General features: G+C 66.8%; 23 protein-coding genes and 1 pseudogene. 10 read left to right on the top strand and 14 right to left on the bottom strand.

Translation table 11 applies throughout. From position 1 onward, the window contains the following. The 3 genes from QNI11_RS10290 to QNI11_RS10280 are packed head-to-tail and all read left to right on the top strand — an operon-like array spanning position 1 to position 1566. Positions 1-975: an FAD:protein FMN transferase gene (locus tag QNI11_RS10290; RefSeq protein WP_283983335.1), complete on the top strand. Its 975-nt coding sequence runs from the start codon at positions 1-3 to the stop codon at positions 973-975. A 16-nt stretch (positions 976-991) separates the two neighbouring features. Then, the gene (locus QNI11_RS10285; RefSeq protein ID WP_100930555.1) at positions 992-1177 is read left to right on the top strand and encodes a hypothetical protein; all 186 of its coding nucleotides are present in this window, start codon (positions 992-994) and stop codon (positions 1175-1177) included. Then, positions 1174-1566 carry a CBS domain-containing protein gene (locus tag QNI11_RS10280; RefSeq protein ID WP_283983334.1) on the top strand — a complete coding sequence of 131 codons (393 nt, stop codon included), beginning with the start codon at positions 1174-1176 and terminating at the stop codon, positions 1564-1566. Before QNI11_RS10285 ends, QNI11_RS10280 begins: the two co-directional genes overlap by 4 nt. A gap of 246 nt (positions 1567-1812) precedes the next feature. Here QNI11_RS10280 and QNI11_RS10275 read toward each other — a convergent pair. Next, positions 1813-2862: pseudogene (locus QNI11_RS10275) on the bottom strand (serine hydrolase domain-containing protein). Between the two features lie 471 nt (positions 2863-3333). Between QNI11_RS10275 and QNI11_RS10270 the strand changes: the two are divergent. Next, positions 3334-4038: a TetR/AcrR family transcriptional regulator gene (locus QNI11_RS10270; RefSeq protein ID WP_283983333.1), complete on the top strand. Its 705-nt coding sequence runs from the start codon at positions 3334-3336 to the stop codon at positions 4036-4038. Between the two features lie 29 nt (positions 4039-4067). On the opposite strand, the gene QNI11_RS10265 is transcribed toward QNI11_RS10270, so the two are convergent. The 3 genes from QNI11_RS10265 to QNI11_RS10255 are packed head-to-tail and all read right to left on the bottom strand — an operon-like array spanning position 4068 to position 6608. Next, complete coding sequence (locus QNI11_RS10265; RefSeq protein WP_283983332.1) at positions 4068-4937, bottom strand: MurR/RpiR family transcriptional regulator; 870 nt, start codon at positions 4935-4937, stop codon at positions 4068-4070. Positions 4938-4992: 55 nt separating this feature from the next. Continuing rightward, positions 4993-5952, bottom strand: coding sequence for a shikimate dehydrogenase (locus tag QNI11_RS10260; RefSeq protein ID WP_283983331.1), 960 nt, complete (start codon positions 5950-5952; stop codon positions 4993-4995). A 35-nt stretch (positions 5953-5987) separates the two neighbouring features. Further along, positions 5988-6608, bottom strand: coding sequence for a glucose-6-phosphate isomerase (locus QNI11_RS10255; RefSeq protein ID WP_100930560.1), 621 nt, complete (start codon positions 6606-6608; stop codon positions 5988-5990). A gap of 284 nt (positions 6609-6892) precedes the next feature. Between QNI11_RS10255 and QNI11_RS10250 the strand changes: the two genes are divergently transcribed. Further along, positions 6893-8380 carry an FGGY-family carbohydrate kinase gene (locus QNI11_RS10250; RefSeq protein ID WP_283983330.1) on the top strand — a complete coding sequence of 496 codons (1488 nt, stop codon included), beginning with the start codon at positions 6893-6895 and terminating at the stop codon, positions 8378-8380. A 10-nt stretch (positions 8381-8390) separates the two neighbouring features. Here QNI11_RS10250 and QNI11_RS10245 read toward each other — a convergent pair whose 3' ends face one another. From QNI11_RS10245 to deoC, 8 genes are read right to left on the bottom strand one after another with little or no spacing between them, the layout of a single operon-like run. Further along, on the bottom strand, positions 8391-8798 hold the full coding sequence (locus tag QNI11_RS10245; protein WP_283983329.1) for a putative quinol monooxygenase: 408 nt from the start codon (positions 8796-8798) through the stop codon (positions 8391-8393). After that, positions 8795-9892: an ABC transporter ATP-binding protein gene (locus tag QNI11_RS10240; RefSeq protein ID WP_283983328.1), complete on the bottom strand. Its 1098-nt coding sequence runs from the start codon at positions 9890-9892 to the stop codon at positions 8795-8797. The genes QNI11_RS10245 and QNI11_RS10240 overlap by 4 nt, the downstream gene beginning before the upstream one ends. Before the next feature lie 59 nt (positions 9893-9951). Then, on the bottom strand, positions 9952-11397 hold the full coding sequence (locus QNI11_RS10235; RefSeq protein ID WP_100930564.1) for an extracellular solute-binding protein: 1446 nt from the start codon (positions 11395-11397) through the stop codon (positions 9952-9954). A gap of 49 nt (positions 11398-11446) precedes the next feature. Continuing rightward, on the bottom strand, positions 11447-12475 hold the full coding sequence (locus tag QNI11_RS10230) for a carbohydrate ABC transporter permease (protein ID WP_283983327.1): 1029 nt from the start codon (positions 12473-12475) through the stop codon (positions 11447-11449). Next, positions 12472-13347: a carbohydrate ABC transporter permease gene (locus QNI11_RS10225; protein ID WP_100930566.1), complete on the bottom strand. Its 876-nt coding sequence runs from the start codon at positions 13345-13347 to the stop codon at positions 12472-12474. The genes QNI11_RS10230 and QNI11_RS10225 overlap by 4 nt, the downstream gene beginning before the upstream one ends. Next, positions 13344-14276, bottom strand: a complete 933-nt coding sequence (locus tag QNI11_RS10220) for a ribokinase (protein WP_283983326.1) — start codon at positions 14274-14276, stop codon at positions 13344-13346. The genes QNI11_RS10225 and QNI11_RS10220 overlap by 4 nt, the downstream gene beginning before the upstream one ends. Positions 14277-14327: 51 nt before the next feature. Further along, entirely contained in the window at positions 14328-16688 is a 2361-nt protein-coding gene (locus QNI11_RS10215; RefSeq protein ID WP_283983325.1) for an aldehyde dehydrogenase family protein, read from the bottom strand. A 4-nt stretch (positions 16689-16692) separates the two neighbouring features. Next, a complete protein-coding gene (deoC, locus tag QNI11_RS10210; RefSeq protein ID WP_283983324.1) occupies positions 16693-17685 on the bottom strand; it encodes a deoxyribose-phosphate aldolase in 993 nt (330 codons plus the stop codon). Between the two features lie 212 nt (positions 17686-17897). Between deoC and QNI11_RS10205 the strand changes: the two genes are divergently transcribed. Next, complete coding sequence (locus QNI11_RS10205) at positions 17898-18611, top strand: DeoR/GlpR family DNA-binding transcription regulator (protein ID WP_283983323.1); 714 nt, start codon at positions 17898-17900, stop codon at positions 18609-18611. A 77-nt stretch (positions 18612-18688) separates the two neighbouring features. Here QNI11_RS10205 and QNI11_RS10200 read toward each other — a convergent pair whose 3' ends face one another. Beyond that, positions 18689-20386 carry a peptide ABC transporter substrate-binding protein gene (locus QNI11_RS10200; RefSeq protein ID WP_283983322.1) on the bottom strand — a complete coding sequence of 566 codons (1698 nt, stop codon included), beginning with the start codon at positions 20384-20386 and terminating at the stop codon, positions 18689-18691. Positions 20387-20532: 146 nt separating this feature from the next. Between QNI11_RS10200 and QNI11_RS10195 the strand changes: the two genes are divergently transcribed. From QNI11_RS10195 to QNI11_RS10185, 3 genes are read left to right on the top strand one after another with little or no spacing between them, the layout of a single operon-like run. Then, positions 20533-21390: a MurR/RpiR family transcriptional regulator gene (locus QNI11_RS10195; RefSeq protein WP_283983321.1), complete on the top strand. Its 858-nt coding sequence runs from the start codon at positions 20533-20535 to the stop codon at positions 21388-21390. After that, a complete protein-coding gene (locus tag QNI11_RS10190) occupies positions 21383-22114 on the top strand; it encodes an N-formylglutamate amidohydrolase (RefSeq protein ID WP_283983320.1) in 732 nt (243 codons plus the stop codon). Before QNI11_RS10195 ends, QNI11_RS10190 begins: the two co-directional genes overlap by 8 nt. Next, positions 22111-23370, top strand: coding sequence for an FAD-binding oxidoreductase (locus tag QNI11_RS10185; RefSeq protein WP_283983319.1), 1260 nt, complete (start codon positions 22111-22113; stop codon positions 23368-23370). Before QNI11_RS10190 ends, QNI11_RS10185 begins: the two co-directional genes overlap by 4 nt. Here QNI11_RS10185 and QNI11_RS10180 read toward each other — a convergent pair. After that, entirely contained in the window at positions 23367-24401 is a 1035-nt protein-coding gene (locus QNI11_RS10180) for a LacI family DNA-binding transcriptional regulator (RefSeq protein ID WP_283983318.1), read from the bottom strand. The genes QNI11_RS10185 and QNI11_RS10180 overlap by 4 nt on opposite strands. Before the next feature lie 208 nt (positions 24402-24609). Here QNI11_RS10180 and QNI11_RS10175 point away from each other — a divergent pair, with 208 nt between their 5' ends. Continuing rightward, positions 24610-25593: a substrate-binding domain-containing protein gene (locus tag QNI11_RS10175; protein WP_283983317.1), complete on the top strand. Its 984-nt coding sequence runs from the start codon at positions 24610-24612 to the stop codon at positions 25591-25593. The last annotated feature ends 46 nt before the right edge of the window (positions 25594-25639 follow it).

Genomic DNA, 25639 nt, shown 5'->3' with positions numbered 1-25639 from the left:
ATGATGAAACGCCTTCAGGAACCCACCCGCCGCGCGGCCCTTGGCCTGATCGGCAGCGCCTGCGTTCTGCCACGCATGGCCCTTGCGGCAGGCGGCGGGGTCGAGACGCTGAGCGGCCGGGCGTTCGGCACGGGCTGGCGTGTGAGCGCGCCGGAGGGGCAGGGGCTTGCACGGCTCGCGCCCGAGATCGAGGCGCTCTTTGCCCGGATCGACCGGCAGCTTTCACCATGGCGGCCCGACAGCGCGATCAGCAGGTTCAACGCCAGCGGCACAGAGGGGGACAATCCCGCGCTGTGCCACGTCGCGTCTGCCGCGGTGGAGATTTCCCGACAAAGCGAGGGCGCCTTCGATCCGACCGTGGGGCCGCTGGTGGCGCGCTGGGGATTTGGCCCGGTCAGCGGCGGTGCGCCGGACTGGCGGGCCTTGTCCGTCAGCGCGGAGAGCATCACCAAGCGGCGGGCCGACCTGACGCTCGACCTTTGCGGCATTGCCAAGGGCTGGGCGCTGGACCGCGCTATGGTCCTGATGGGCGAGGCCGGGTTCACGGACGCGCTGTTCGATCTGGGCGGAGAGCTGTCGGGGCGGGGCAACCACCCGACCGGCCGGGACTGGCGGGTCGCGGTCGATGCGCCGTTCCCCGGTGCGCCGTCACCCGCCACCCTGCGCCTGCCCGACGGCGCCGCGGTCGCCACGTCCGGAACCGGCGTGCAAAGCTATGCGCTGGGGGGCATGCGCTACAGCCACGTGATCGATCCGCGCGCGGAGGCGCCGGTGGCGGGCCGCCTGCGCGCCGTGTCGGTGGTCGCACCGGACGCCATGAGTGCCGACGGTTGGGCCACCGCTCTGCTGGCGGCGGGCGAGGAGCGGGGGCCCGGGATCGCCCGCGCCCGGAACCTCGCGGCGCTGTTCCTGCTGGAGGACGCTGGCGCGCTGAGCCAGATCCGAACCGGCGCCATCGATGACATGATCCTCTGAGCGAAAGGCATTGGCCATGGAAATCCTCCTTGCCGTGATCACCGTGACGCTCGCCGCCTGCGGCATCGGGCTCGGGCTGATATTCGGCGGCAAACCCGTGCGCACCAGCTGCGGCGCGGCAGAGGGACTGCCCGGCGGACGCTGCGCCGATTGCCCGCTGCGGCGGCGCGCGGCGCAGGTGCAGTCGGAGGTCGGATCGTGACCGCCTACCGCATCCGGAGCATCCTTCGGCACGAGGTGCCCACGCTTGCGCCCGACATGCCCATGCGCCGCGCGGTTGCCATCCTGGTGGAAACGAAATCCGCCGCTGCCCCCGTTATGACGGACGATGGGCGCCTAGTCGGCATCCTGACCCAGAAAGACTGCTTCCGACCCGCGCTGCACGCCAGCTATCACCGGGACTGGACAGGGCTGGTGCGCGATCACATGTCTGCCCAAGTGGTGACCGTCGATATCGACGACGAGGTCATCCGCGTGGCGGAGATGTTCCTCGATCTGCCGCACCGGCTGTTCCCGGTTCTGGATCAGGGCCACGTCGCGGGCATGATCCATCGCTCGGACGTGCTGGGCTTGCTGATCCGGATGGGGTGAACGGAAGGACTGTTTTCAATGGTCGGAGAGAGGCGGCGCGCGAAGCCGTGGACTGAACCCCTGGATCGTCAAGGCTGCGCAGGCCAAGCGGCACCCGGTGATAGCCGTCTCAACTGCGTTTGCGCTTGAACCGACGCAGCTTGCCGCCCGCTCCAACAGGCGCGCCCTGTTCCCGGGGCGCGTCCGCCGTTCCAGCCCGGCCAGTGTATTGCGTTCGGACAGGCCCGGGGGCCCATTCGCCTTGCCTCACTGAGTCAGTTTGGCCGTGATCTGGGCGAAGAGTTCCTCGTTTTCCTGGTCCCGGCCAACGGGTTCCTGCGTGTAGCTGATCTTGACGATGACGATGTTGTTGGCCGGATCGACTCGGATGAACTGGTGGTGCAGGCCGAGCGCCATGAACACGTCGCTGCCCCCGTCGGTCCACCACTGGTACTGGTAGCCCACCGGTTCGCCGGGTGCGACCGGCTCGTAGCCCTCGTCGGGAACGGTGGCCTCCTTCACCCAGTCGGCGGGCACCACCTGCTTGCCGTTGGCCATACCGTCCTGAAGGAACATCTGGCCGAAGCGCGCATGGTCGCGCGCGGTGGAGGCAAGGCCAGCACCGTAGAATTCGCGACCCACGTCGTCCGGCCCGTCCATGATCCAGTAGGCGTCGTATTCCGCTCCCATCGGCTGCCAGAGCTTCTCGCTCATGTACTCCGCCCCGGTGCGGCCGGTGACCCGTTCCACGATGCAGCCCAGCACGCTGGTGTCGAGCGTGGCGTAGTTGAACCGTTCGTCGGGCGCCGTCTCGCCCTTCTCCGACTCGTTCGCGGCGTAGTCGCACCAGCGGTACTTGTAGCCCACCAGCGCGTTGTCGTGGACCGTGGTCAGCTGCGTCTCGCTGCCGAACTCGTAGCGTTCCTCCCATGCCACGCCGGACCGCATCCGCAGCACGTCGCGCACCGTCGGCCCGTCCTAGCCGGAGCCTTCCATCTCGGGCAGGTACTTCGTGACCTTGTCGTCGAGGCTGTCGATCAGCCCGTCCTCCAGCGCGAAACCGATCAGTGTCGAAGTGTAGGACTTCGCGACCGAGAAGGTCAGGAAGCGCGTGTCCGGGCCGCTGCCGTTGCGATAGGTCTCGTGCACGATGGCGCCGTCCTTCAGCACCACCAGCGCGTTGGCCCGCGTCCGTTCGAGCGCGCCTTCGAGATCGTAGGTCTCGCCCAGGATCGTGTACTCGCCGTCGAGCGGGATCGGGTTCTCCGGCAGCGCCCATGTCTCGCTTCCGGCGGCGACGGTGCGCGTCGCGAACATCTGGTCCATGTGCTGGAACGTCAGGTAGTTGAGCGAGGGCAGGAACATGCTGGCGCGTGCCTCGATCATGGTCGGGTCAGCCAGCGGTCGGGATCGGCGGTCTGGGCTGTGGCAGTGCCGCAAAGGCCTACCACAATGGCCGCGGCGGTGAACGTCGCCGTCAGGTGGTTCAGATGTCTCATGCGTTTCTCCTCTCGTGCATGGGACCTGTCGACGATTGCCCGTTCTCCGATTGCCCCGCGCGCCGCCCCGCCGATTGGAATCCGGCGGAGGCCTGACATAAGATCGCCCGGTCATGTCCAGCCCTCCCGGAGGGACACGACGGAAACGAACTGTCGGAGCGCGCAGGATCATGAACGAAACCCACCCCCGAACCGGTCTGGCACCATGATTGCAATCGTCACAAAGTTTTAGTCAATAAAAAAATATATGATATAAAAAAATCTCCGGATGGACAGCTCGAAGAAAACCATGGCGATGAGAGACGATGAACAGGCCGCCGGCGGAGCGGGGCCCGCGACCGGACTGAGGTCGCGCAAGAAGGCCAGGCGGCACGAGGAGATCCTCGATCAGGCCCGCGCGCTCTTCTCCGAGAGGGGCGTGGATGCCGTGACAATGGCCGAGATCGCCGAAGCCGCGGGCGTGTCGACACCGACGGTTTTCAACTACTTCGGCAACAAGGACGGCATCCTGATCGCGATGATCACCGAAGGCGCGCAGCATGCCCGCGACAACAGCAAAGTGATGGAGCCGCGCACGGATGTCGATTTCCTCAGTACCCTGATGACGGTCTTCATGGATATCTCGGTCGAGACGATGGAGATCGCCAGCAAGCGGATCTGGCGCTACGCCAATGCAGCGGCAATCCGTCACTCGGAGTCGGAATTCGCACGGTCGTTTCAGGACGTCGACGCTGCGCTGATCTGTGTGATCGAAGCCATTCTCGGACGCTACAGCCTGACGCTGCACGACGGTTCAGCGGGGGACGCGCGGCACATCGCACAGCTGTTCTTCGATGTCTGGCTCAGCACCTTTCAGGTCTTCGTCGGCGTCCAGGATATGTCGATCGAGGCGCACGAGGACAAGCTGAGGGCCCGTTTCGCGCCGCTTTGCAAGATGATCTTTGCGCCCGAGTTCCTCGCCCGGCCGACACTGGCGGACATGGCACCGCGCTGACCCTTGGCGGGAACGTGCGGGCGGTATGTTCAACGCCCGCCGCGCAGCCGCGCCAGTTCGGTCTTCATCCGGGCGACCCTGTCGTGATGCGCATCGCCGCGGCGCAGGCTGACGGCGGTCGAAAGTATGTCGATCACCACGAGGTGCGACAGTCGCGATACCGTGGGCGTATAGAGATCCGTGTTCTCCAGCGTCTCGACCACCAGCGTCACATCGCAATGGCGGGTGAGGGGGCTTTCCGCCTGCCCGGTGATGCCCACCGTCGCCGCCCCCCGCGCCTGGGCCGTGGCCATCGCCGACACAATCTCACGCGTCTGGCCGGTGTTGGAAATTGCCACCGCTGCATCGCCCGGTTGCAGCATGCCGGCGGTCATGAACATCTGGTGGGCATCGGAGGGCGCGCCGCAGGGCACGCCGAACAGCGGGAACTTCTGTTGCGCGTCGCGCGCCACGATGCCGGATGCACCGAAGCCCAGGAACTCGATCCTTTGCGCGGCGGCCAGCAGGTCCACCGCCGCACCGATCCGTTCCACGTCCAGCCGGGACTGCGCCCAGTTGAGGTTCGAGAGGTTGAAATCGAAGATCTTGGTCACGATGCCGGGCAGGTCGTCGGCGTCGCTGATCGCGGTGTGAGAGGTCGTCCGGGCAAAGGCGAGGCTGCGCGCCAGCCTGACCCTCAGGTCACGGAACCCTTCGCAGCCGATCGCGGTGCAGAAGCGGATGACAGTGGGTTCGGAAACCTCCGCTGCCTTGGCTAGCCGGGCGAGCGTCATGGCCACCACCTCTTCGGGGCGGTCGAGGACGACCTCGGCCACACGGCGGTCGGACTTGCGCAGGTCGTCCCGCAGGCGGACGATCTCTTCCAGCAGGTTGTCGTTCGGCGTGGGCGTGCTGTGCATCGTGGCTTTCTTTCTCAGGTGTTTGCGACGTCGCCCGGGAGGGCACGACCACCTGTCAGGGCTGTGAGGCCACGCGGCCCGTCGCCTCCGCAGCAATCTGCGAGATGGCGTCGAACCCCGGTCCCGAGGTGGGGATCGGCACGTCGAAGACCTCTGCAATGACCTGCGTCCAGCCGTGGATGAAGTAGGTCCAGCCGTCCTCGATCTGCAAGCCGCGCGCCGCCTGTTGTGCCCGTGCCTGGTCGAGGAACACGAGATCGCCGCGATAGTTCAGCTCCCACACGATGCCGCCATGCGGGAAGGGGCCGTCGAAGGTCAGCGGAGAGCCGGGGGCATCCTTGCCCAGCCCGGTCGCGTTCACCACGACCGAGCCGGGCTGCAGCGTTTTCATCTGCGCATCGTTGTCCTCGGGTCGGTCTGCCAGCACGTAGTCGCAGGGAACGTCGCAGCCCGACGCCTCGTGGAACGCGCGGATGTGGTCGAGACGGGGCTGTGTGCGGTCGGTGACGACGATCCGCGCGGGCCGGTTGGCGCCGCGTGACGGCTGCGCAAGGTGCCAGGTCAGCGCGATGGTCGAACCGCCTGCGCCCATCGACAGAAGCTCCGCCCCTGTGTCGGCGAAATGGTTCGTAGGGAGGAGCCCGTCGAGAGCGAGACCGGAAGAGATCGGGTCCTTCGCATGGCAAATCAACCGTCCGTTGCGCTTCGACAGGCAGGAGGTTTCGGCCATCAGGCGCGCGTGCGGGTCGATTTCGTCGAAGAGGTCGGCGCAGGCGGCATAGAGATCGAGCTTGTGGGTCGTCACCAGCGCGCCGAGGCTGAGCGGGTCCTCCTTGATGAAGCGCGTCACCGCCCGGTAGCTTTCCACCGTGTCGTGCGGTTTCAGGTCGATGCCCTTGATCGCGACGTCGCCCAGGCCGAGGTGCGCGGCCCACTTCGGAAAAACCCGCATGATCGACGAGGCGCCGGTGGTGACGCCGATGAAGTAGAAGGTCGGTTTCTGGGCCGGGGTCATGGTGCCTCGCTGCATGGGGACTGCCATCGTACACGTCAGGCGGCGGTGGCCAGAACGGCGTCGATTTCTGCGCGGGTGCGCGGGCGGTAGGCGGCGTTGTCGACGGCCTCCCAGCCTTCCGGCCCGGCGACGATGCGTTTCGCCATACCGCCCGAGCGTTCGATGATGCCGTAGTCCTGCCCGCTGTCGCTGGGGTAGCAGAAGCTCATCACCAGCGGCTGCAGCCCGGTGTTGACGGAGCGGTGGATCCACATCGGGGGGACGTAGACCATCACGCGCGGGCGGATCTCCAGGACCCGCGTCTCGCCCTCAGGGCTTTCCAGCAGCATGACGCCTTCGCCGCTTTCGCCGTAGTAGGTTTCGGGACGGTTGCCGGTGGCATGGATATGGCCGCGCGTCATGAAAAACTCGCGCCCGACGCGCCCCGGCTGCATCCATGTGGTCCCGAAGATCAGGTCGCCGGACGCCTGCTGCGGCCTTACCTCGTGCACGACGTAGACGATGCGGTCCGGGTCCTCGACCTTGAGCGTCTCGAAAGCCTGAGCGTCCTCATAGAGGCCCGCAAGGTCCGACAGGCGTTTTTCATACCGCCCGGTGGCTGCGCTCAGGTGCCCGGTCGACGGATCGATGACGTGGGCGGTCGGGGGCTGATACATCGGCGGGACTCTCGGCTGATAGGTAGTTTAACTACATCTGTAACGGGGGACGCGTCGATTTGGCAAGGCTGTGCCTGTCTCTCCATGTGGGCGGCGCAGACCGGTTTCGGGCTTTGAGTGTAAGATTGGTCCGTTTCTAGGGCATTGGATGTCAATTGCACTGACGCTTTGCCCGCCTGCCACTGGCTACGATATCGTAGTTTTTCTACCCATACAGCTTGCGCGCGCCAGTGCGCGTCGGCACTCTGCCTGTCAGGGAGAAGCCCGCAAGCGGAGGAGAGACCATGCGCGACCTGTATCTGGCCATCGATGTGGGCACCGGCGGGCTGCGTTCTGCTCTGGTCGGGCGCGACGGGCGCATCCTTGCCTTTGCCCACCGCGAGCACGAGCAGATCGTTCCACAGTTCGGCTGGTCGGAGCAGCGCCCCGCCGATTGGTGGCAGGGCACGCAGGACACCATCCGTGCGGTTCTGGCCGATGTCGACGGCGCTGCAGACCGGGTTGCGGCGATCTGCACTTGCGGGCAGATGCACGGCACGGTCCTGGTGGACGGGAGCGGCCAACTGACCCGCGATACCGCCCCGTTGTGGAACGACAAGCGCACCGCGCCGCAGGTGGAGGCATTCTCGGGCCGTGTCGGGCAGGGCGCGTACCTCGACATCGCCGCGAACATGCCCGCGACCGCCTGGCCCGCCTTCAAGCTCGCATGGATCGCGGAACACGACCCGCAGGCCATGGCAGGGACCGCGACGGTCCTGATGCCGAAGGACTGGATCAACCTGTGCCTCACCGGACAGCTTGCGCAGGACCGGACGGAGGCTTCGCTGTCCTTCCTTATGGACTGGCGCAGCCGCGACTGGTCGGAGGCGTTGTGCCGGATGACCGGGGTGGATCCCTCGCTGCTGCCACCGCTGCAGGATGCCGGGGACATCCTCGGGCCGCTGCTGCCGGAGGTGGCGCAGGCGCTTGGCCTCGACGCCGCAATCCCGGTGCTGGTGGGCGCGGGCGATTACCCCATGGCGCTGCTCGGCTCGGGCGTGATCGGGCCCGGCATGGGATCGGACGTGACCGGCACCTCGACGATCATCACCCTGACACATGACAAGCCGGTCATCGATCCGGAGATCTCGAACGTGATGTCGGCGGGCGGCGACTGGGGGGCCATGACGCTGCTCGACGCCGGAGGCGACGCGGTGCGGTGGGCGCGGCGTGCCTTTCATGGCAACGACCGCAGCTATGCCCGGATCGCGGAGGATGCGGCGCAGGCGGTGGCGGGGTCGGGCGTGCTGTTCTTCCTGCCGTACCTGTCCGGTGAACGTTTCAACCCGCGCAGCCGAGCGCAGTTCTTCGGCCTGACGGCCAGCCACGGACTTCCGGAGCTGCACCGTGCCGTGCTGGAGGGGGTTGCCTTTTCCGTCCGCCAAAAGCTCGACGGGCTGCAGGGCGGGCAGGGGCGGCCCGAGCGGATCGTGGCGGCGAGCGGCGGCGCGAAGAACGCCCTCTGGCTGCGGATCAAGGCAAGCATGTACGGTGTGCCCTACCTCGTCCCCGAAGAACTGGAATGCGGCGTCGTGGGCGCGGCGATGCTGATGGCTGTGGCGACGGGCGATGCACCGGACCTGAAGGCGGCGGCCGCGAAGATGGTGCGCTTTGCCGACGAGGTGCAGCCCGATCCCGCCTGGGCGGAGGTCTACGACCGGATGATGCCCATCTACGCGCGGCTCTACAACAGCGCGCAGGATATCCTGGCGGAGATGGAGGGGCTGGTCTGAGGACCGGCCCTCAGTCGGGGCGGTAGAAGCCTGAGCGGACCTCGGCAAAGGTGAGGGCGCCGCCGAGGCGCTGGTTGATCTCGGCCTTTTCCTCATCGGACCAGTCGACGTAGAGCACGATCTCGACCGGAGACAACAGGATGCCGTTGCCGTTCAGGTGCGCACCGTGGGCCTTGACGTGCGGGCTGGCGAAATGCGCCTCGAGCGCGGCGAGATCGGTGAAGACCTCCAGCCAGCGGTAGGTCACGAGATCCTCGGCGCGGGCGTGCACGGTCAGTGCGTGGACCAGCATCCCCGGTTCGGTCTCGCGGACCTTGTCGTCGATAGCCTGGCTTGCGGCCTCGTAATCGGCGACGCGGTCGGGGTGGACGTGCTCGAAGGCCTCGAGCGCGATGATCCTGTCGGTGGAAGCGGTCATGCGGTGTCCTCGCGGATGGCGGCGCCGTCGCTGGCGCGGAAGAAATGCAGCTTGGCGGGATCGAAGCGGATCGGCACATGGTCCCCGGGCCGGGTGGGCGTATCGGCGCGGGCCTGGCCGGTGAACTTGCGGTCGCCGACCTGGCCGATCACCAGCGTGTGCGGCCCGAGCGGTTCGATATCGACGACCTCGACGGTGACGCCGATGCCTCCTTCGCCCTCTGCGGTATGTTCGGGGCGGATGCCCAGCAGGCAGTCCTGGCCGACAAGCGGCGCAAGCGTGGCGGTGCGTTCGGCGGGAATCTCGAAGGTGAGGCCCTCGGTACCCACGAAGCGCAGGGTGTCGCCCGCACCCTCGATCCGGCCGTCGAGCATGTTCATGCTGGGCGCGCCGATGAACTCGGCCACGAAGGCATTGGCGGGCCGTTCGTAAAGCGTGATCGGGTCGGCGGCCTGTTCGATCAGCCCGTCGCGGAGAACCACCACGCGGTCGGCCATGGTCATCGCCTCGACCTGATCGTGGGTGACGTAGACCATGGTGGTCTTGAGCCGGCGGTGAAGCTGCTTGATCTCGACCCGCATCTCGACGCGCAGTTTGGCGTCGAGGTTCGACAGCGGTTCGTCGAAGAGGAAGACATCGGGGTCCCGCACGATGGCGCGGCCGATGGCAACGCGCTGGCGCTGGCCGCCCGAGAGGGCCGCGGGCTTGCGGTCGAGATAGTCGGTCAGGTTCAGGATGCGCGCGGCGTTGTCGATGGCCTTGGCGGCGTCCGCCTTGGGCGTGCGGCGCACCTTCATGCCGTAGCCGATGTTCTCGCGCACGGTCATGTGCGGGTAAAGCGCGTAGCTCTGGAACACCATGGCGCAGTTGCGCAGGCCGGGGCGCAGGTGCGTGACCTCGCGGTCGCCGATGTGCATGGCGCCGCTGGTGACGGTTTCGAGGCCCGCGATCATCCGCAGCGTGGTGGACTTGCCGCAGCCCGAAGGCCCGACGAGCACGACGAACTCTCCGTCGCGGATCTCGAGGTCCATCGGAGGGATGACCTGCAGGTCGCCGTAGGATTTCGTCACGCCGTTCAGCGAAATGGTTGCCATGTGGGGGTCTTTCCGAATGTCGCGAAAGGGGCGGCCCGCATAAGGCCGCCCCCGACGGGTTACTTCTGCGGCAGGCCCATGGAGGCCCGGTAGGCGGCAAGCTGTGCGTCGCGGCCGAACTGGTCGGTCAGCTCGTTCCAGCCTTCGGCCACGGTGTCCAGCGCCTCCTGCGGGGTGACTTCTCCTGCCAGCGCGCGGCTCAGCTCGATCTCGAGAATCTCGGTGTACGAGAAGTAGCCAGGCAGACGCATGTCGAGCGCGACGTTGTCCGCCGTCACCGCCTCACGCTGGGCGCCCAGGTATTCCTGCGCCTCGCGCTCGGAGAACAGCGTGGACCAGCGCTCCATGTCGGTGGTGTGCGAGATCCGGTAGGGGTTCACGCCCGTGCCGCCGGTGACGGTGGCCTTGCCCGAAACCTCGGGGCTGGAGAGGGTGGAGATGAAGTCCCACGCCGCTTCCTGGTTCTTGGAGGACTGCGGAACCGCCGCCTGCCAGCCGCCGAACGCCATGAAGGAGGTGTCGACGGGTTCCTCGAAGGTGTCCCACTCGCCGGTCTTGTAGTTGTAGACCTCGGTCGAGGACGGGAGCACGGCAGAGCCGACGTTGCCCGCAACGGTGGACTGCGCCGGGTCCGCCGCGATCACGCCGGTGTCGCCCCAGCCGATGGACTGGGCGACCTGGCCGCCCGCGAAGGCGGCGTTGACCTCGCCGAAGGAGAAGTTCAGCGCCGACGGCGGTGCCAGCTTGGAGGCGCGGATGTACTCTTCGAGGCCGCGGACCCATGCCGGGTTGTTCACTTGCGCGTCCATGGTTTCCGGGTCGAAGAACATGGCGCCGGGAAGGTCCGGGTGGCTGGCGTAGGCTGCCACGTGGGAGAAGAGGAACCAGAACTGCTGGCCGCCGCGGCGGAACGCTTCGGCCGTGCCGTAGACGCCTTCGACGTTGTCCTGGAAGTACTCGGCGATATCGAGGTACTCGGCCCAGGTCTTCGGCGGAGCGAGGTCGTAGCCGTACTTCTCCTTGAATGCGGTCTTGTTCGCCTCGTCCTCGAAGAGGTCGATGCGGTAGGTGTAGGTGTGCACGTCGCCGTCCATGGTCTGCGACAGGACCTTGTCGTTCCAGACCATCAGCTGTTCACGGTATACCGGCGCGATGTCTTCCCATGCCTCGCCTTCCTGGAACTTGGCGGGCATCTCCGTCAGGAATGGCGTGAAGTCCGGCGCCCAGGCGGGAGCGAAGGCGATCACGTCGAAGGAGTCGTCGCCCGCGGCCAGCGTGGTGACGATCTTGGGATAGAGCTCGGACCAGGGGAACTCGACGACCTTGACGGTGCCGCAGGTCTTTTCCTGCCAGGCTTCGGCGGCCTGTGTCAGGGCCGAGGCGATGTAGGGGCCGGTCTGGGTGGTCGCGGTGATCTCGACGCCCGTGAAGTCGGGCGAGCAGGCCAGCGCCGCCCCCGTGCTCAGGGCCAGCGCCCCGACCGAGAGTTTCAACGATTTCAGCATGTTATTTCCTCCCTTGGAAATTCGCCCCTCCTCCGGGGCATTGTTAAGTCTACTTGACGGCGCCGCTCAGCAGGCCCGAGCGCATCAGGCGCCCAAGAAGCCCGGCCGCGATGACCATCGGAATGATGGCGACGAGGGCTGCGGCGGAGATGGCCCACCATTCATCGCCCCTCTGGCTGTTCTGACCAGCGATCAGGACGGGCAGGGTCTGCCATTCCGAGTTGGTCAGGAAGAGCGCGAAGAGGAACTCGTTCCAGGTGAAGGCCAGCGTGATGACGAAGGTGGCGATCAGGCCGGGGCGGCACATCGGCAGCACGATCCCGAAGAAGATCCGCCATTGCGGCACGTTGTCGACCAGCGCGGCCTCCTCGACCTCGAGCGGCAGGGCCGAGATGAAGTCGCGCATCAGCCAGACCACGATGGGCAGCGAGAAGGCGACATAGGCGAGCGTCAGGCCGATGTAGGTGTCGGTCAGCTTGAAGCCCAGCTTGCCCATCTCCGAGTAGAGCAGGAACAGAGCGAAGGCCACGACGATGGGCGGGAACAGGCGCTGGCTGACGAACCAGAAGACGATGTCGTCGTTGTTCATCACCTTGCCCGGCAGCGGGAAGCGGTTGGCCAGCACCGACAGCGCCAGTGCCACGCAGAAGGCGATGATCGAGGCGGTGGCAGGCGGCAGGCCCACCACGTCGCGGCCGAGCAGGAAGCCCCCCATGGCCACGGCGAAGAACAGGATCCCCGACAGCAGCTTCACCCGGAAGGGGAAACGCACCAGCGCATAGGCCGCCATGGCGCCCAGCAGCGTGGCCAGCACCGACGAGGATACCGCCACGATGGTCGAGGACCAGAAGTTCGAATAGAACTCGCCCCGGATGCCGGAGAGCAGCTCCCGCCAGGCCTTCAGCGTCGGCTGGAAGTCGACGAAGGGCAGGTAGGTCGGACCGCCCACCACGTCGGGCGGCGTCTTGAGTGACGTGATCGCGACCCAGTAGAGCGGGAAGACGGTAAAGGCGAACCACGCGCAGCAAAGGGCGAAGGCGACCCAGCGGCGCGGGCCGTGCAGGTCACGCACGCTCATTTGTACTTCTCCAGCCAGGGTTTCAGCAGGGCGAGGTAGACGAGGCTGAGGATCAACACCACCGCGAGGAACAGGAAGGACAGCGCCGAGGTGTAGCCAAGGTTGAACTTCTTGAAGCCCTCCTGGTAGGCGAACAGCGTCAGCGTCTCGGTGGCCACGCCCGGGCCCCCGCCGGTCATGACAAAGACCGTGTCGATAATCTTGAAGCTCTCCACGATGCGGATGAAGATCACCGCCGCCGAGATGGGCAGCATCATCGGGAAGGTGATGCCCCAGAACTGCTGCCAGGGGGAGGCGTTCTCAAGCTCCGCCGCCTCGTAGACGTCGTCGGGCAGACCCTGAAGACCGGCGAGCAGCAGCAGGATCACGAAGGGCGTCCACTGCCAGATCTCGACCGCGATCAGCGACCCCAGCGCCCAGTGCGATTCTGTCAGGTAGGGCAGGTTGGGGAAGCCGAAGAAGGTGGCCACCTGGTTGAGCGGCCCCATGGTGGGGTTAAGGATCTGGCGGGCGATCAGCGCCACGGCCACCGGCGCCACCAGCATCGGCATCAGGAAGGTGATGCGGAAGAACTCCACGCCCCGGACCCGTTTGGCCAGTGCCAGTGCGATGCCGAAGCCGATCACGAACTGCAGCGCGACCGAGGTGAAGGCGATGATCGAGGTGGTCTTCACCGTCTGCCAGAACCGCGGGTTGCCCAGCAGGTCGGTATAGTTGTCGACGCCCACGAACCGCGCGGGCATCGGCGGCACAAGCCGCAGCGACATGAAGCTGTTGGCCAGTGAGTAGATCAGCGGAAAGATCGCGATGGCCAGAACCACGAGGAACGCCGGCCAGAGGAACAGGTGCTTGACCGGATCGTCGCGGGTCATGCGGTCTCTCCCAGCAGGGCGTCGATTTCCGCGCGGGAGGGCATGGCGGGGGCGGTGCCGCGGCGGGTCACGGCGATGCCTGCCGTGGCGCAGCCCATGCGGACCGCGTCCTCGACCCCGCGGCCTTCGGACAGTGCCGCCGCAAAACCGCCGATGAAGGCGTCGCCGGCGCCGGCGGTGTCGATGACGGCGGCGTTGGTCATGGCGGGAATGCGGGTGCTGAGACCCTGGCCGTGGATGTAGACACCCTTGTCGCCCAGCGTGATCAGCGCCGTGCCGACCCCGCGCTCGACAAAGATCTCTCCGGCGCGGCGGGCATCTTCTTCGGACGCGATGTCGAAGCCGACGATAGCCGCGGCCTCGCTTTCGTTCGGGACGAAGTAGTCGGTCTGCGCGTAGCAGGCGTCGTCGAAGGGATTGGCAGGGGCAGGATTGAAGACCGTGGTCACGCCCGCCGCCTTCGCCATGGTGAGGGCAGCAAGTGCGGCGTCGGCGGGCTGCTCAAGCTGGGTGACGAAGACCTTTGCACCCTCGATCACGTCCCGCTGCGCCTCCACATCAGCGACGGAGATGGTGCCCGCAGCGCCGGGGTAGACGATGATCGCATTCTCGCCGGTCTGGTCGTTGACGAAGATGAAGGCCGCGCCGGAGGGCATGTCGGGCATCACCTCGACCTTCGCGGTCACGCCGGTTTCCTCGTAGATCTCCAGCGCCATCTTGCCGAATGGGTCGTCGCCGATCTTCGAGATGAAGCTCACATCGGCCCCGGCACGCCCCGCCGCCACCGCCTGGTTCGATCCCTTGCCGCCCGGTCCCAGCGAGAAACCCGAGCCGGAGATCGTCTCTCCGATCTTCGGCATGCGTCCGGCGAGATAGGCGGTATCGGCAACGTAGATCCCCAGGATCGCGATGCCCTTCTGCTCTGCCATGTCGTGTCCTCCCCCGTGCGCCGCCCCTCCCAAGGCGGCGCTGTGGTTCCCTTATTCCCCGTAGGGCACCCATATGTTCTTGATCTGCGTGGCCTGCCTCAGGAAGACCTCGCCCTCTGCCTCTGCGCTGGTCCAGTCCCAGGCGCGCCCGTGGTCGGTGAAGACCCGCTTGAGGTTGCCGATGGACAGCCGCTCCACCTCTGCCGACAGCTCCGGCGTGGTGAAGGCCCAGAGCACGTCGACATCGTTGTGTTTCGCCAGTTCGCGGCCCAGCGTCTGCGCGCTGCCCGTGAGGATGTTCAGCACGCCGCCCGGCAGGTCGGAGGTTTCCAGCACCTGGTAGAAGTCGGTGGCGGACAGCGGATGCGCCTCGGAGGCGATCGCCACCACGCGGTTCCCGGTCGCAATCAGCGGCGCCACGGTGGAGACGAACCCGAGAAGCGGGCTTTCCTCCGGACAGATCACGCCTGCTACGCCGATGGGTTCGGGCACTGCCAGCGCCAGCCCCTTCATCGGTGGCATGTGGACGGTGCCTTCGACCTTGTCGGCCCATGCGCCATAGGTGAAGAGCCGCGAGACGCTGGCCGCGACCTCGGCCCGTGCCTTGTCCGCCTTGATGCCGGTCTGCGCGCTCAGGCGCTCGGCAAACTCGTCGGCACGAGCCGAGAGGTTCTCGCCCATGTAGTAGAGGATCTGCGCCCGGTTGTGCTGGGTCTTGCCGCCCCAGCTGGCCGCGCCGCGCGCTGCCTCGACGGCGTTGCGCACGTCCTTGCGGTTGCCTTCGCCGACTTCCCCCAGAACGGTGCCCTTGGCGCCCACAACGGGGCGTGCGGTGCCGCCGTCGGGCCGCGCCTGCTTGCCGCCGATGAAGAACTTTGCCGTCCGGTCCACCGGGTCAAAGCTGAACCCCTTCGCGGTGGCGTATGTGACGGCCTTGCGCTCGGCGGCCTTGGCGAAGGCGCGCGGCTTGAGGTAGTCGTAGCAACCCTCACGCCCGCCCTCGCGACCGAAACCGCTTTCCTTGACGCCGCCAAAGCCCACGCCCGCGTCCATCACGTTGGTGCAGTTGACCCAGACGATGCCCGCCTGCACCTGCGCGGCCAGTTCCAGCGCGAGGTTGATGTTCTCGCTCCAGACGCTGGCAGCCAGGCCGTAGCGGGTGTGGTTGGCCAGTTGCATCGCCTCGGCAGGGGTGCGGAAGGTCATGGATACGGCGACGGGGCCGAAGATTTCCTCGGTCGCGGCCTCGCAGGTGGCGGGCACGTCGCGCAGTACGGTGGGCGGGTAGTAGCTGCCCTTGGCCGGCACCTCACCGGATTGCAGCAGCGTGGCACCGGCGGCCACTGCACGGTCGACCATGCCTGCGATGCGGTCCCGCTGCGGGCCGTCGATCACCGCGCTCATGTCGATGGTCTTGTCGAGGGAGGCGCCCATGCGCAGCGTCTTCATCCGCTCGGCCAGCCGGGCATGGAAGACATCGGAAACGCCTTCCTGCACCAAAAGACGCGAACCTGCGCAGCAGACCTGGCCCTGGTTGAACCAGATGGCGTCGACCACACCTTCGACCGCCGCGTCGATGTCGGCGTCGTCACAGACGATGAAAGGGGACTTCCCGCCGAGTTCCAGCGTCAGCGACTTGCCCTGACCGGCTGTCGCCTCGCGGATGCGGCGCCCGACCTCGGTCGAACCGGTGAAGGCGACCTTGTCGGCGCTCTCGTGGGCCGCGATCAGCGCGCCGGTCTCGCCGTCGCCGGTGACGATGTTCAGCACACCTGCGGGCAGCCCCGCCGTCTGCGCCAGTTCCGCGAACAGCAGCGCTGTCAGCGGCGTCGCCTCGGCCGGTTTCAGGACCACCGTGTTTCCCAGCGCCAGCGCGGGGGCCAGTTTCCATGCGAGCATCAGGAACGGGAAGTTCCATGGGATCACCTGGCCCACGACGCCCACCGGATCGTAAGCGGCGAACTGACTCTCCTGGATCTGCGCCCAGCCCGCGTGGTGGTAAAAGTGCCGCGCGGCGAGGGGCACGTCGATGTCGCGCGTCTCGCGGATCGGTTTGCCGTTGTCGAGCGCCTCGACCACCGCGATCAGGCGGGAGTTCCGCTGGATGATCCGCGCAAGCGCGTATAGCTTCAGCGCGCGTTCGTGACCGGGCAGGGCGGCCCAGCCCTTCTGAGCCTTGCGCGCCGCCTTGAAAGCCGCGTCCACATCAGCGCCAGTCCCTTGGGACACCTGCGCCAGACGCGCGCCGGTTGCGGGCTCGATCGTGTCGAAGCCGTCGCCCGGCTTCGTGAAGGCGCCGTCGATGAAGTGGCCGAAGCGGGCGTCATGAGAGGCGAGCCAGGCGCGCGCGGCGCTGTCGTCCTCTTTGCTGGGGGCGTAATCCATGCTGTCGAAAAAGCTCGCGACTGTCATCTGGTCATCCGATCGGGTGGCGTATGGCGGCGCTGTAGGCCCCCGTCACGCGGTGTTCGAGCTGGCGCTCGATGTCGCCCAGAAGCGACGAGGCGCCGAAGCGGAAGAGGTCGGGCTGTACCCAGTCGAGACCCAGTTCCTCTTTCATCAGCGCGAGGTAGACGAGCGCATCCTTGGCCTTCGACACGCCGCCGGCGGGCTTGTAGCCGACCTTCGCTCCGGTCATCTCACGGTACTGGCGGATTGCACGGACCATCGTCAGGGACACGGGCAGGGTGGCGTTCACGCCCTCTTTCCCGGTAGAGGTCTTGATGAAGTCGGCGCCCGCCATCATGCAGACGAGGCTGGCACGGGCGACGTTGCGCAGGGTCTTGAGGTCGCCGGTGGCGAGGATCGCCTTGACGTGCGCATCGCCGCAGGCGGCACGGTAGTCGCGCATCTCGTCATAGAGCGCCTGCCAGTTGCCGGTCAGCACATGTTCGCGGGTGATGACGATGTCGATCTCCTGCGCGCCGTCGGCGACGGAGGCCTCGATCTCGGCCAGCTTGGTGTGATGCGGCGCAAGCCCGGCCGGAAAGCCGGTGGACACGGCGGCGACAGGCACCCCGGTGCCTTGCAGCGCATCGACGGCGGTGGCGACGAAGCGGTGGTAGACGCAGACCGCGCCCGTGGTGATGCGGCGGTCGGCCATGCCGAGCGCTTCGAGGATATCCGGGCGGACCGGCTGCGCCGCCTTGGCGCAAAGCCTGCGGACACGGCCCTCCGTATCGTCGCCGTTAAGCGTGGTCAGGTCGATGCAGGTCACCGCCTTAAGGAGCCACGCGCTTTGCGCGTCACCCTTGACGGCGCGGCGGCCCGGCAGGCTGGCGGTGCGGCGGATGCTCGCCTCGGTGTTGACCTGGACAGCGCGCACGGCGGCCATGTCCAGCGCCATGCCGTCGTTGCGCGAATGCGCCACCGGCGCGGCGGCAGGCAGGGTCGTGACCTCTGTTTTCACAATCTTCCCTCCATGTCTCCACGCGTCCGCTTGCCGCGAATCTCGATGGAAACTTTTCAGCAGGATGCGTTGATCTTGTTGTTTCTGCAACCCCATTTTGTTACGATCTTAACATAGTGAATTGCCGGGGTGTGACGATGACCCAGACCGACTCCCGCGGGTTGCCCGCAAGCCGCAAGGAGGCCCGCGCGTTGTGGCTTCGGGATGCGGTCATGAAACAGGGACCGCTGCACGTGCGCGACGCGGCGGAAAGCCTCGACGTGTCCGAGATGACGGTGCGGCGCGACGTGCGCGAAAACCCGGAAATGCTGCAGTTTCTGGGGGGGCACATCGTCCTGTCGCAGGACGCGGTGCGGCGCGCACCCTACGACCTGTCCGACGCGGCAGAGGTGAACCAGGACGCCAAGCGCGCCGCCTGCGAGGCCTGCCTGCCGCTCTTGGAACCGGAGGCCACGATCTTTGTCGACTGCGGCACAACCCTGCCGCACCTGATCCACGCCATCCCCTCCGATATGAAGCTGACAGTTATTTGTTATGCTTTGAACATCGCGGATCTCGTGGTGCGCAAGCCGGACGTCAAGCTGGTGCTGCTGGGCGGCGTCTACCATCCGGCCACCGCCTCGTTCTACCCGGTGGAGGAGGACGGCACGCTCGACGCCTATGCCGTCAACCTGGCCTTCATGTCGGCGGCAGGTGTGGATGCGGCACTGGGCGTGACCTGCACCACCTTCCGCGAGGCGGGGTTGAAGCGGCTCGCGATGCGCCGCGCCGCACGCAGTGTGCTGGTCACGGACCGGTCGAAGTTCGGGACGGTCCGCTCGGCGCGGTTCGCCGGACTGGAGGATTTCAGTGACGTGGCGACGGAGGACGGCCTGATCCCGCCGTCCGGGTTGTCCCCGGACGGGCAGCGCCGCGACCGGAGCTGAAGATACGGCCGCCCGCGACCTGCAGGCATGAAAAAAGCCCCGGGCGGTGACCCGGGGCTTTCCGGCGCTTTGGCCTGTCAGTCCGCGCGATACCAGTCGGCGATGTTCCAGATCTGGCTGTCCCAGCTGTTCATCCGCACGCCTTCGAGCGTCTTGGCCTTGCCCGACAGGATGCTGCGGTGGATCAGCGGGATGATCGTGTAGGATTCGACCAGCATGTCGTTCATCTCGCGCGCGATGCGTCCGCGTTCCTCAAGCGAGGCGGCGGTGCGGAACTCGGCGATCAGTGCCTCGTACTCCTCCGAGCAGAAGCGCTGGATGTTGTTGCCCTGCCACTGGGTCGCGGGGCTCGGGATGTTGGCGCAGCTCCAGTTGCCGAGGAAGGCCTCCGGGTCCTGCCCCTTGGAGTTGTCGGTGTACATCTGCACATCGGTGTAGAACTTCTGGCGGGTGTCGGGCGAACCCGGGTCGCCGCCGAAGAAGACAGAGGCGTCGATATTGCGCAGCTCCGTCTCGACGCCCAGCTCTTCCCACCATGCCTTGATCAGCGACTGGCTGTCCTGCCGCACGCCGTTGGTGGAGGTCTGGTAGAGGATCGAGAGTTTCATCCCATCCTTGTCACGGATGCCGTCGCCGTCGGTGTCGGTCCAGCCGGCCTCCTCCAGCAGGGCCTTCGCGGCCTCGATGTCCTGCGTGACGCAGTCGTCATTTGCGTCGGACTTGTAGAGGTCCGGGGCAGGGACCACCGCGCAGCCGGGAATGCCGGAATCGCCATAGAGGTTCTCTGCGATCAGCGTCCGGTCGATAGCCAGAGACAGCGCCTTGCCCACGCGCGGATCGGTGAGGAACGGGTGCGGGCCGCCCTCCACGGTGGAGCGTGCATCGCCAAGCTCGGGGTTGGGGTCGGTCTGGTTGAGGAACAGGAACTCCACAGCCGAACCGTTGCTGGTGATCACCTCGCCCGGGCCGTCGCTCATGGCGTCCAGCACGTCGGGCGGAAGCTGCAGGTTCCAAGCGTAGTCTACTTCGCCGGTCTGGAGCACCGCGCGCGCCGAGGCGTTGGGATCGCCGCCGCCCTTGAGCGTGACGCGTGCGAAGGCAGGTTTGTCCGGGTCACGGTATTCCGGGTTCATCGAGTAGGTGATGATGTCGTTGGCGCGGAAATCCTCGACCACGTAGGGGCCGGTGCCGATGGGATGGGTGTTCTCATCCGTGCACTGGGAGACCCGCGCGCCGGTGCAGTTCTCGAACTGTGCACGCTGGAGGATCGGTGCCTCGGAGCTGACGAAGGCGGCGTAGGGGTAGGGTTTGGGCTCGGTGAACCTCACCTCGATGGTGCGGTCGTCCACCGCGACGACCTCTGCCACGCCGTCGAATTGTTGCAGGGCGGCGCAACCGCTTTCCTCGTCGACACAGTATTCCCAGGTGAAGACCGCGTCGGCGGCGGTGACGGGCGTGCCGTCGGACCATGTCAGCCCCTCGCGCAGCGTCCAGGTGATAGAGGTCAGATCCTCCGACACGTCACCGTTCTCGACCGTGGGGATTTCTTCCGCGAGGATCGGCACCAGTTCCCCGGTTTCCGAGAAGCGCGCCAGAGGTTCCAGCACAAGCGAGGCGGCCTCCACCTCCTTGGCAATACCCGAAAGGTAGGGGTTCATCGAAGACGCCGCCTGCCAGTACAGGATACGCAGTTCTCCGTCGCTGCCGCGTTCGGCGCTGGCGGTGAGGGGCAGAAGCGCAAGCGCCGTGCCCAATAGGGTCGAAAGGGTCTTCATAGAGCTCTCCTGTCGGTCTCGGGGCGTGTTGGCGTCCCCTGTGGCGGGGGCGTGGAACCCCCGTGTGTCTGTATTACATGTTGCGAGAGCATTCTTTGTCAGTCAAGATGTATCAAATCATACAGGGCGGAATGCGGGACACGCCGATGACATCTTCACAGGATCTGCTTGCACGTCTGCGCAACGGCGCACAATCGGGGGCGGAGCGCAAGGTCGCCGCCGCCCTGTCCGAGACCTTCCCGACGAGCGCCCTGGGCACGGTGGAGGCGCTGGCGAACCGAGCGGGCGTCAGCGGGCCGACCGTGTTGCGATACCTCAACAAGCTGGGCTTCCTCCGCTTTGCAGAGTTCCAGGCGGCGGTTATGGAAGAACTCGACCGGCAACTGGGATCCCCGGCCGTGCAGATGGCCACCCCGTCCGAGCCGCAGGACGCTGGCGAACACCTCTACCGCCGCACATTGCTCATGCAGGCCGAGGCGCTGCGCCGTGTGGCGGACCGGGCCATCCCGGCCGAGTTCGACCGCATCGCCGACCTCCTTGCCGATCCGAAGCTGACGATCCGGGCGCTTGGCGGGCGCTACAGCCGCAACCTCGCGCAGCGGCTGGTGGCGCACCTGGGGCAGATCAGGGCGCAAGTTTCGCTGATCGACAGATCGATTGGCTTTGCCTTCGACCCGCTGGTCGACATCGGGCCGCGCGATCTGCTGGTGATCTTCGATTACCGCCGCTACCAGCAGGATCTTCTGGCCTTCGCTCAGGCTGCACGGGGGCAGGGCGCACGGATCGTGCTGCTGACCGACCCCACGCGTTCCCCGGTGGCCGAGCTGGCCGAAGCGGTGCTGACGTCTCCGGACGACTCACCGTCGCCCTTCGCTTCGAAGGTGGTCGCCACTGCGCAGGTCGAGGCCCTGGTCGCCGCGGTCGTGGCCCGCGACCGCGACGCGGCCCGCAAACGGCTGGAACGGATCGAGGCGCTGCGCCGGGACGGACAGGGCGATGCGTGAGCCGTATGAGATCCTGAACCCGGAGGGCCGGTTTCCCGGGCTGATCGTCGTGGACCACGCGGGCGTCGACTTGCCGGAGGGGCATGAGCTGGGACTGGCTCCGGAATGGCGCGGTACGCATCACTTCTGTGACCTGGGGGTCGAGCCGCTGGCCCGTATGCTGGCCGAGAGGCTGGATGCGCCGGTGATCCTCGGCACGGTGAGCCGCCTGGTTCTGGACCTCAACCGCTGGATCGCCGATCCGCGGTCGATCCTGCCGGAGGTGGAGGGCGTCCCAATTCCCGGCAACAAGCTGTCGCATGCGGCGCGCGAAGCACGGCAGGACGGTATCTTCTGGCCCTATCACATTGCGCTGGACAGGCTGTGGCAGCAGGTGCAGGCGCGCCATGAGGATCCGGTCTTCTTCGCGCTGCACACCTGCACCCGGCACATGGACGGGCAACGCAGGCCTTGGGACGCCGGGACGATCTGGAATGAATCTCCCGTGCTCTCGCAGGCCCTGCTGGCCGAGTTGGAGGGGGCGGGCACGCTTGGTAACAACCAGCCCTATTCGGGCCGCGGCGGCGTCTACACCGTGGACCGGCACACCTGGGGCACCGGGTTGCGCGCCTCGGGGCTGGAGGTGTCGAACGATCTGGTCGAGACGCGCGCCGGGCAGGCGGCCTGGGCCGATCGGCTCGCCCGGGCCCTGCGACGGACAGTCCGGGCGGAGGTCGGCGCATGACCCTGATCACCGACACGCCTTACGCACTGAGCGCGCCGCCTGCGCCCGCATCCGAGCCGCTCGAGGGCAGCCTGAAGGTGGATGTCGCCCTCGTTGGTGCGGGGTTCAGCGGTGCCATCTCGGCGTTGATGCTGGCGCGGCGTGGCGTCTCGGTCGCGCTGATCGAGGCGGCGGAGGTGGGTCACGGCGGTTCCGGCCGCAACCACGGGCAATGTATCCCGGTCTTCGGCTACCTCGACGACTCCGTCCTGCCGCCGGAGGGCTTTGCGCTGCTGCGCGATTCCGGGCAACTGGTTTTCGAGACCATCGACGAGCTGGGGATTGCCTGCGAGCCAGTGCAGAAGGGCTGGCTCAACGCCGCCCACGACGCCACCGGGCTGGAGCGCGCCCGCGCCGCGCACGCCAAATATGCACGACTGGGAAAGGCCGGTGCGTTTCTTGGGCCGGAAGAGGTCGAGGCGCTGAGCGGCATCCCCGGCTACCTGGGCGGCTGGGTGCACCGTGATGGCGGGCACCTGAACCCTCTGGCCTACGTGCGCGGCCTTGCCGGGGCGGCACAGGCGGCGGGCGCGGCGCTGCATGTCCGCACACCTCTTACTGCGCTGTCGCGACAAGACGGTGGATGGCTGCTGAAAACCCCGTGCGGAGACATCACGGCGCGCAAGGTCGGACTGACGGTCAACGCCTACGGCGACGCGGCGATCCCCGCGCGTCTGCGGCAAAGCCTCGTTCCCATGCGTTCCTATGCCGTGGCCTCCGAACGGCTGACTCCGGATCAGCGCCGCGGAGTTCTTCCGGGGGGCGTGAACTTCAGCGACACAAGGCACGACCCGATGTTCTTCCGCGTCGACGGAAGCGGGCGGATCATCACCGGCGGGCTGGTCGAACTGCGGCGCGGGCGTCTTGGCGGGCCGACGGTCGCGCAGGCGGGCAGGCGGCTCGCGCGGCTCTACCCGGCCTTGGAAGGGCTGGAGTTCACCCATCACTGGTCCGGCATCGTGGGTATCTCTGCGAGGCAGCGGCCCGCGATCTTCGAACTGGATGACGGACTTTGGGCGTTGGCGGGCTACTCGGGCCGTGGCGTGCCGACAACGGCGGCGCTGGGACGTGCGCTGGCGGCGACGCTGGTGGACCGGGACGAGGGCGCGCGGCTCTGGCCCCATGACCCGCCTGCACGGATACCGGCGGCGGCGCTCATCGGGTTCGGCGTGCAAAGCCTGCGCGGACCGTTGAACAAGGTGCGCGACAGGCTCTAGCTGGCACGGTCCCGTACCGGCGCGCGGTAGAGTTCCGGCTGCACCTGTTCGATGACCGGCGTCCCGTCGCCGCCCAGAAGGGCAAAGGCGCGCCGCACCAGCATCTTGTGCCGCTGGCGCATCATGTGGACGGGAAACCGCAGCAGCTGCCCAAAGGGTTCGTAGTCGAAACAGCCGAAGGCGCAGGCGTCAAGTTCGTGCTCGGGCAGGGTGGCAAGGAAGCGCAGCACGCCCTCGAACACCGAGTCGGAGTTGATGAACAGTCCTCGCGGAAGTCCGCCGAGGCGTGCGTAAAGCTCGGCAATGGCCTCTGTTGCGGCGTCGATGTCGTAGGTCTCGGCGATGATCTGCGCGGGATCGACGCGGCCGACGTGGAAGTAGAGCGCCTCCGAGAAGCCTTCGATCCGGTTGGCGGTGGCGGGCAGGTGGCGGTTGCCCCCGATGAAATAGATGGTTTCGCGCGGCGCGGTGCCGACCCCGCCGAGCGCCGTCATCGAGGCGAGGATCTCGCGTGTCAGAACCTGCGCGCCGGTGCGGTTGTCGGTCACGACAGAAGGCGCAAGGGCACAGGGCTGGTCGACGAAGACATGGGGGATCCGCGCCGCCTCGCACTGGCGGCTCAGGTCCTCAGGCGCGACGGTGCCGACGAAGAACAGCGCGTCGATGGCCCAGGACGTCAGGTCGGCGACGGTGCTGCGCTCTTCTTCGGGGTCCCGCTCGGTAGCGATGATGACGGGGCATAGGTTGCGGGCCCGCACCTCGCGCGAGAATGTCTGCGCGATCTGCGAGAAGAAGCGGTTGTACTCCGGCAGGAGCAGCGCCACCAGGCCGGAGCGCGACGTGCGCAGCGCCCGGGCCTGGAGGTTGGCGGAATAACCATGGTCGCGGGCGATCTCGATGATGCGCTTTGCGGTCGCCTCGGAGATGCGGCGCTTCTTCCATGTGCCGTTAAGGGCGGCGGACACGGTGGAGGCCGAGGCGCCCGCCCGCTGCGCGATGTCGTAGATCGTCTTTTTCTGGTTGTCGGACATATGGTTGCGTGTACCTGCGCAAACGAACGTAAGGAAGTGTTGACAGGATGCGCGGACTCGGTATTTGTTTGCAACATCGATTGTGCAGCGCGCTGATCAAACAGCCATGACCCCAAGAACTGAGGTCGTGGAATTTCTCGGCGGCGATGCACAACCGATTGCGCAGATCAGGAGAGGTGGTGCGCAGAGCGCCACATGGGAGGATGACATGAAGAAACTGACAGGATTCGTCAGCGCGCTTGCGCTGACCGTTGGGCTTGCCACTGGCGCGGCGGCAGAGACCACGATGGGCGTCGTCGTGAAGATCGGCGGCATTCCGTGGTTCAATGCCATGGAAGACGGCATCAAGCGCCGCGCCGAGGAACTGGGCGTCACCGCCGAGATGATCGGGCCCGTGTCCGCCGACCCGGCGCTGCAGGTGCAGGCCATCGAGGACCTCATTGCCAAGGGCGTCGACGTGATCGGCGTTGTCCCGAACGACGAAGCCGCGCTGGAACCGGTGCTGAAAAAGGCGCGCGACGCGGGCATCAAGGTCATCAGCCACGAGGGGCCGGGGCTGGAAAACGTCGACTGGAACTTCGAACTGGCTTCGGCCGACGGCTTCGGTGAGGCACACGCGAAACTCCTGTCCGACATGACGCCCGAGGGGGGCAAGTACGCGGTCTACGTGGGTTCCCTGACGGTGCCGCTGCACAATGCCTGGGCCGACGCGGCCATCGCCTGGATGAAGGAAAACCGCCCCGACATCGAGATCGTCGGCGAGCGTTACGGCGTGGCCGAGAACGTGGACGACAGCCGTTCGACCGCGCTCGACCTGATTGCCGCGAACCCGGACCTGAAGGGCTTCCTCGCGTTCGGATCGCAGGGTCCGATCGGTGCGGGCCGCGCGGTGGAGGAGCGTCGCAAGACCGGCGAGATCCACGTCATGGGTCCGTTCTCCCCCGGCCAGGGCCGCAAGATGATCCACTCGGGCGTGCTGGCGGGCGGCTACATGTGGAACCCCGCGCAGGCAGGCGAGGTCTTTGTCACGCTGGGCGATATGCTCGCCAAGGGTGAAGAGATCGCGGATGGCATGGAGATCCCCGGCTTGGGCGTCGTGCATCCGGATGTCGAGAACAAGGACATCATCACCGACAACCTCCTGGAAATCAACGCGGAAACCGTTGACGACCTGGCCGACAAGGGCCTCTGACACTCCCTCCTGCGGGCGGGTGACCCGACGGGTTCCCGCCCGCGCC

It is taken from the genome of Sagittula sp. MA-2, from assembly GCF_030126985.1.
Lineage (GTDB): Bacteria > Pseudomonadota > Alphaproteobacteria > Rhodobacterales > Rhodobacteraceae > Sagittula.
Note: the sequence above shows the minus strand (reverse complement) of the source record. Positions and strands in the feature narration are given on the sequence as shown.

Coding starts and splice junctions, on each gene's coding strand:
- QNI11_RS10290 (WP_283983335.1), top strand. CDS start 1: ATGATGAAACGCCTTCAGGAACCCACCCGCCGCGCGGCCCTTGGCCTG.
- QNI11_RS10285 (WP_100930555.1), top strand. CDS start 992: ATGGAAATCCTCCTTGCCGTGATCACCGTGACGCTCGCCGCCTGCGGC.
- QNI11_RS10270 (WP_283983333.1), top strand. CDS start 3,334: ATGGCGATGAGAGACGATGAACAGGCCGCCGGCGGAGCGGGGCCCGCG.
- QNI11_RS10265 (WP_283983332.1), bottom strand. CDS start 4,937: ATGCACAGCACGCCCACGCCGAACGACAACCTGCTGGAAGAGATCGTC.
- QNI11_RS10260 (WP_283983331.1), bottom strand. CDS start 5,952: ATGACCCCGGCCCAGAAACCGACCTTCTACTTCATCGGCGTCACCACC.
- QNI11_RS10255 (WP_100930560.1), bottom strand. CDS start 6,608: ATGTATCAGCCCCCGACCGCCCACGTCATCGATCCGTCGACCGGGCAC.
- QNI11_RS10250 (WP_283983330.1), top strand. CDS start 6,893: ATGCGCGACCTGTATCTGGCCATCGATGTGGGCACCGGCGGGCTGCGT.
- QNI11_RS10245 (WP_283983329.1), bottom strand. CDS start 8,798: ATGACCGCTTCCACCGACAGGATCATCGCGCTCGAGGCCTTCGAGCAC.
- QNI11_RS10240 (WP_283983328.1), bottom strand. CDS start 9,892: ATGGCAACCATTTCGCTGAACGGCGTGACGAAATCCTACGGCGACCTG.
- QNI11_RS10235 (WP_100930564.1), bottom strand. CDS start 11,397: ATGCTGAAATCGTTGAAACTCTCGGTCGGGGCGCTGGCCCTGAGCACG.
- QNI11_RS10230 (WP_283983327.1), bottom strand. CDS start 12,475: ATGAGCGTGCGTGACCTGCACGGCCCGCGCCGCTGGGTCGCCTTCGCC.
- QNI11_RS10225 (WP_100930566.1), bottom strand. CDS start 13,347: ATGACCCGCGACGATCCGGTCAAGCACCTGTTCCTCTGGCCGGCGTTC.
- QNI11_RS10220 (WP_283983326.1), bottom strand. CDS start 14,276: ATGGCAGAGCAGAAGGGCATCGCGATCCTGGGGATCTACGTTGCCGAT.
- QNI11_RS10215 (WP_283983325.1), bottom strand. CDS start 16,688: ATGACAGTCGCGAGCTTTTTCGACAGCATGGATTACGCCCCCAGCAAA.
- QNI11_RS10205 (WP_283983323.1), top strand. CDS start 17,898: ATGAAACAGGGACCGCTGCACGTGCGCGACGCGGCGGAAAGCCTCGAC.
- QNI11_RS10200 (WP_283983322.1), bottom strand. CDS start 20,386: ATGAAGACCCTTTCGACCCTATTGGGCACGGCGCTTGCGCTTCTGCCC.
- QNI11_RS10195 (WP_283983321.1), top strand. CDS start 20,533: ATGACATCTTCACAGGATCTGCTTGCACGTCTGCGCAACGGCGCACAA.
- QNI11_RS10190 (WP_283983320.1), top strand. CDS start 21,383: ATGCGTGAGCCGTATGAGATCCTGAACCCGGAGGGCCGGTTTCCCGGG.
- QNI11_RS10185 (WP_283983319.1), top strand. CDS start 22,111: ATGACCCTGATCACCGACACGCCTTACGCACTGAGCGCGCCGCCTGCG.
- QNI11_RS10180 (WP_283983318.1), bottom strand. CDS start 24,401: ATGTCCGACAACCAGAAAAAGACGATCTACGACATCGCGCAGCGGGCG.
- QNI11_RS10175 (WP_283983317.1), top strand. CDS start 24,610: ATGAAGAAACTGACAGGATTCGTCAGCGCGCTTGCGCTGACCGTTGGG.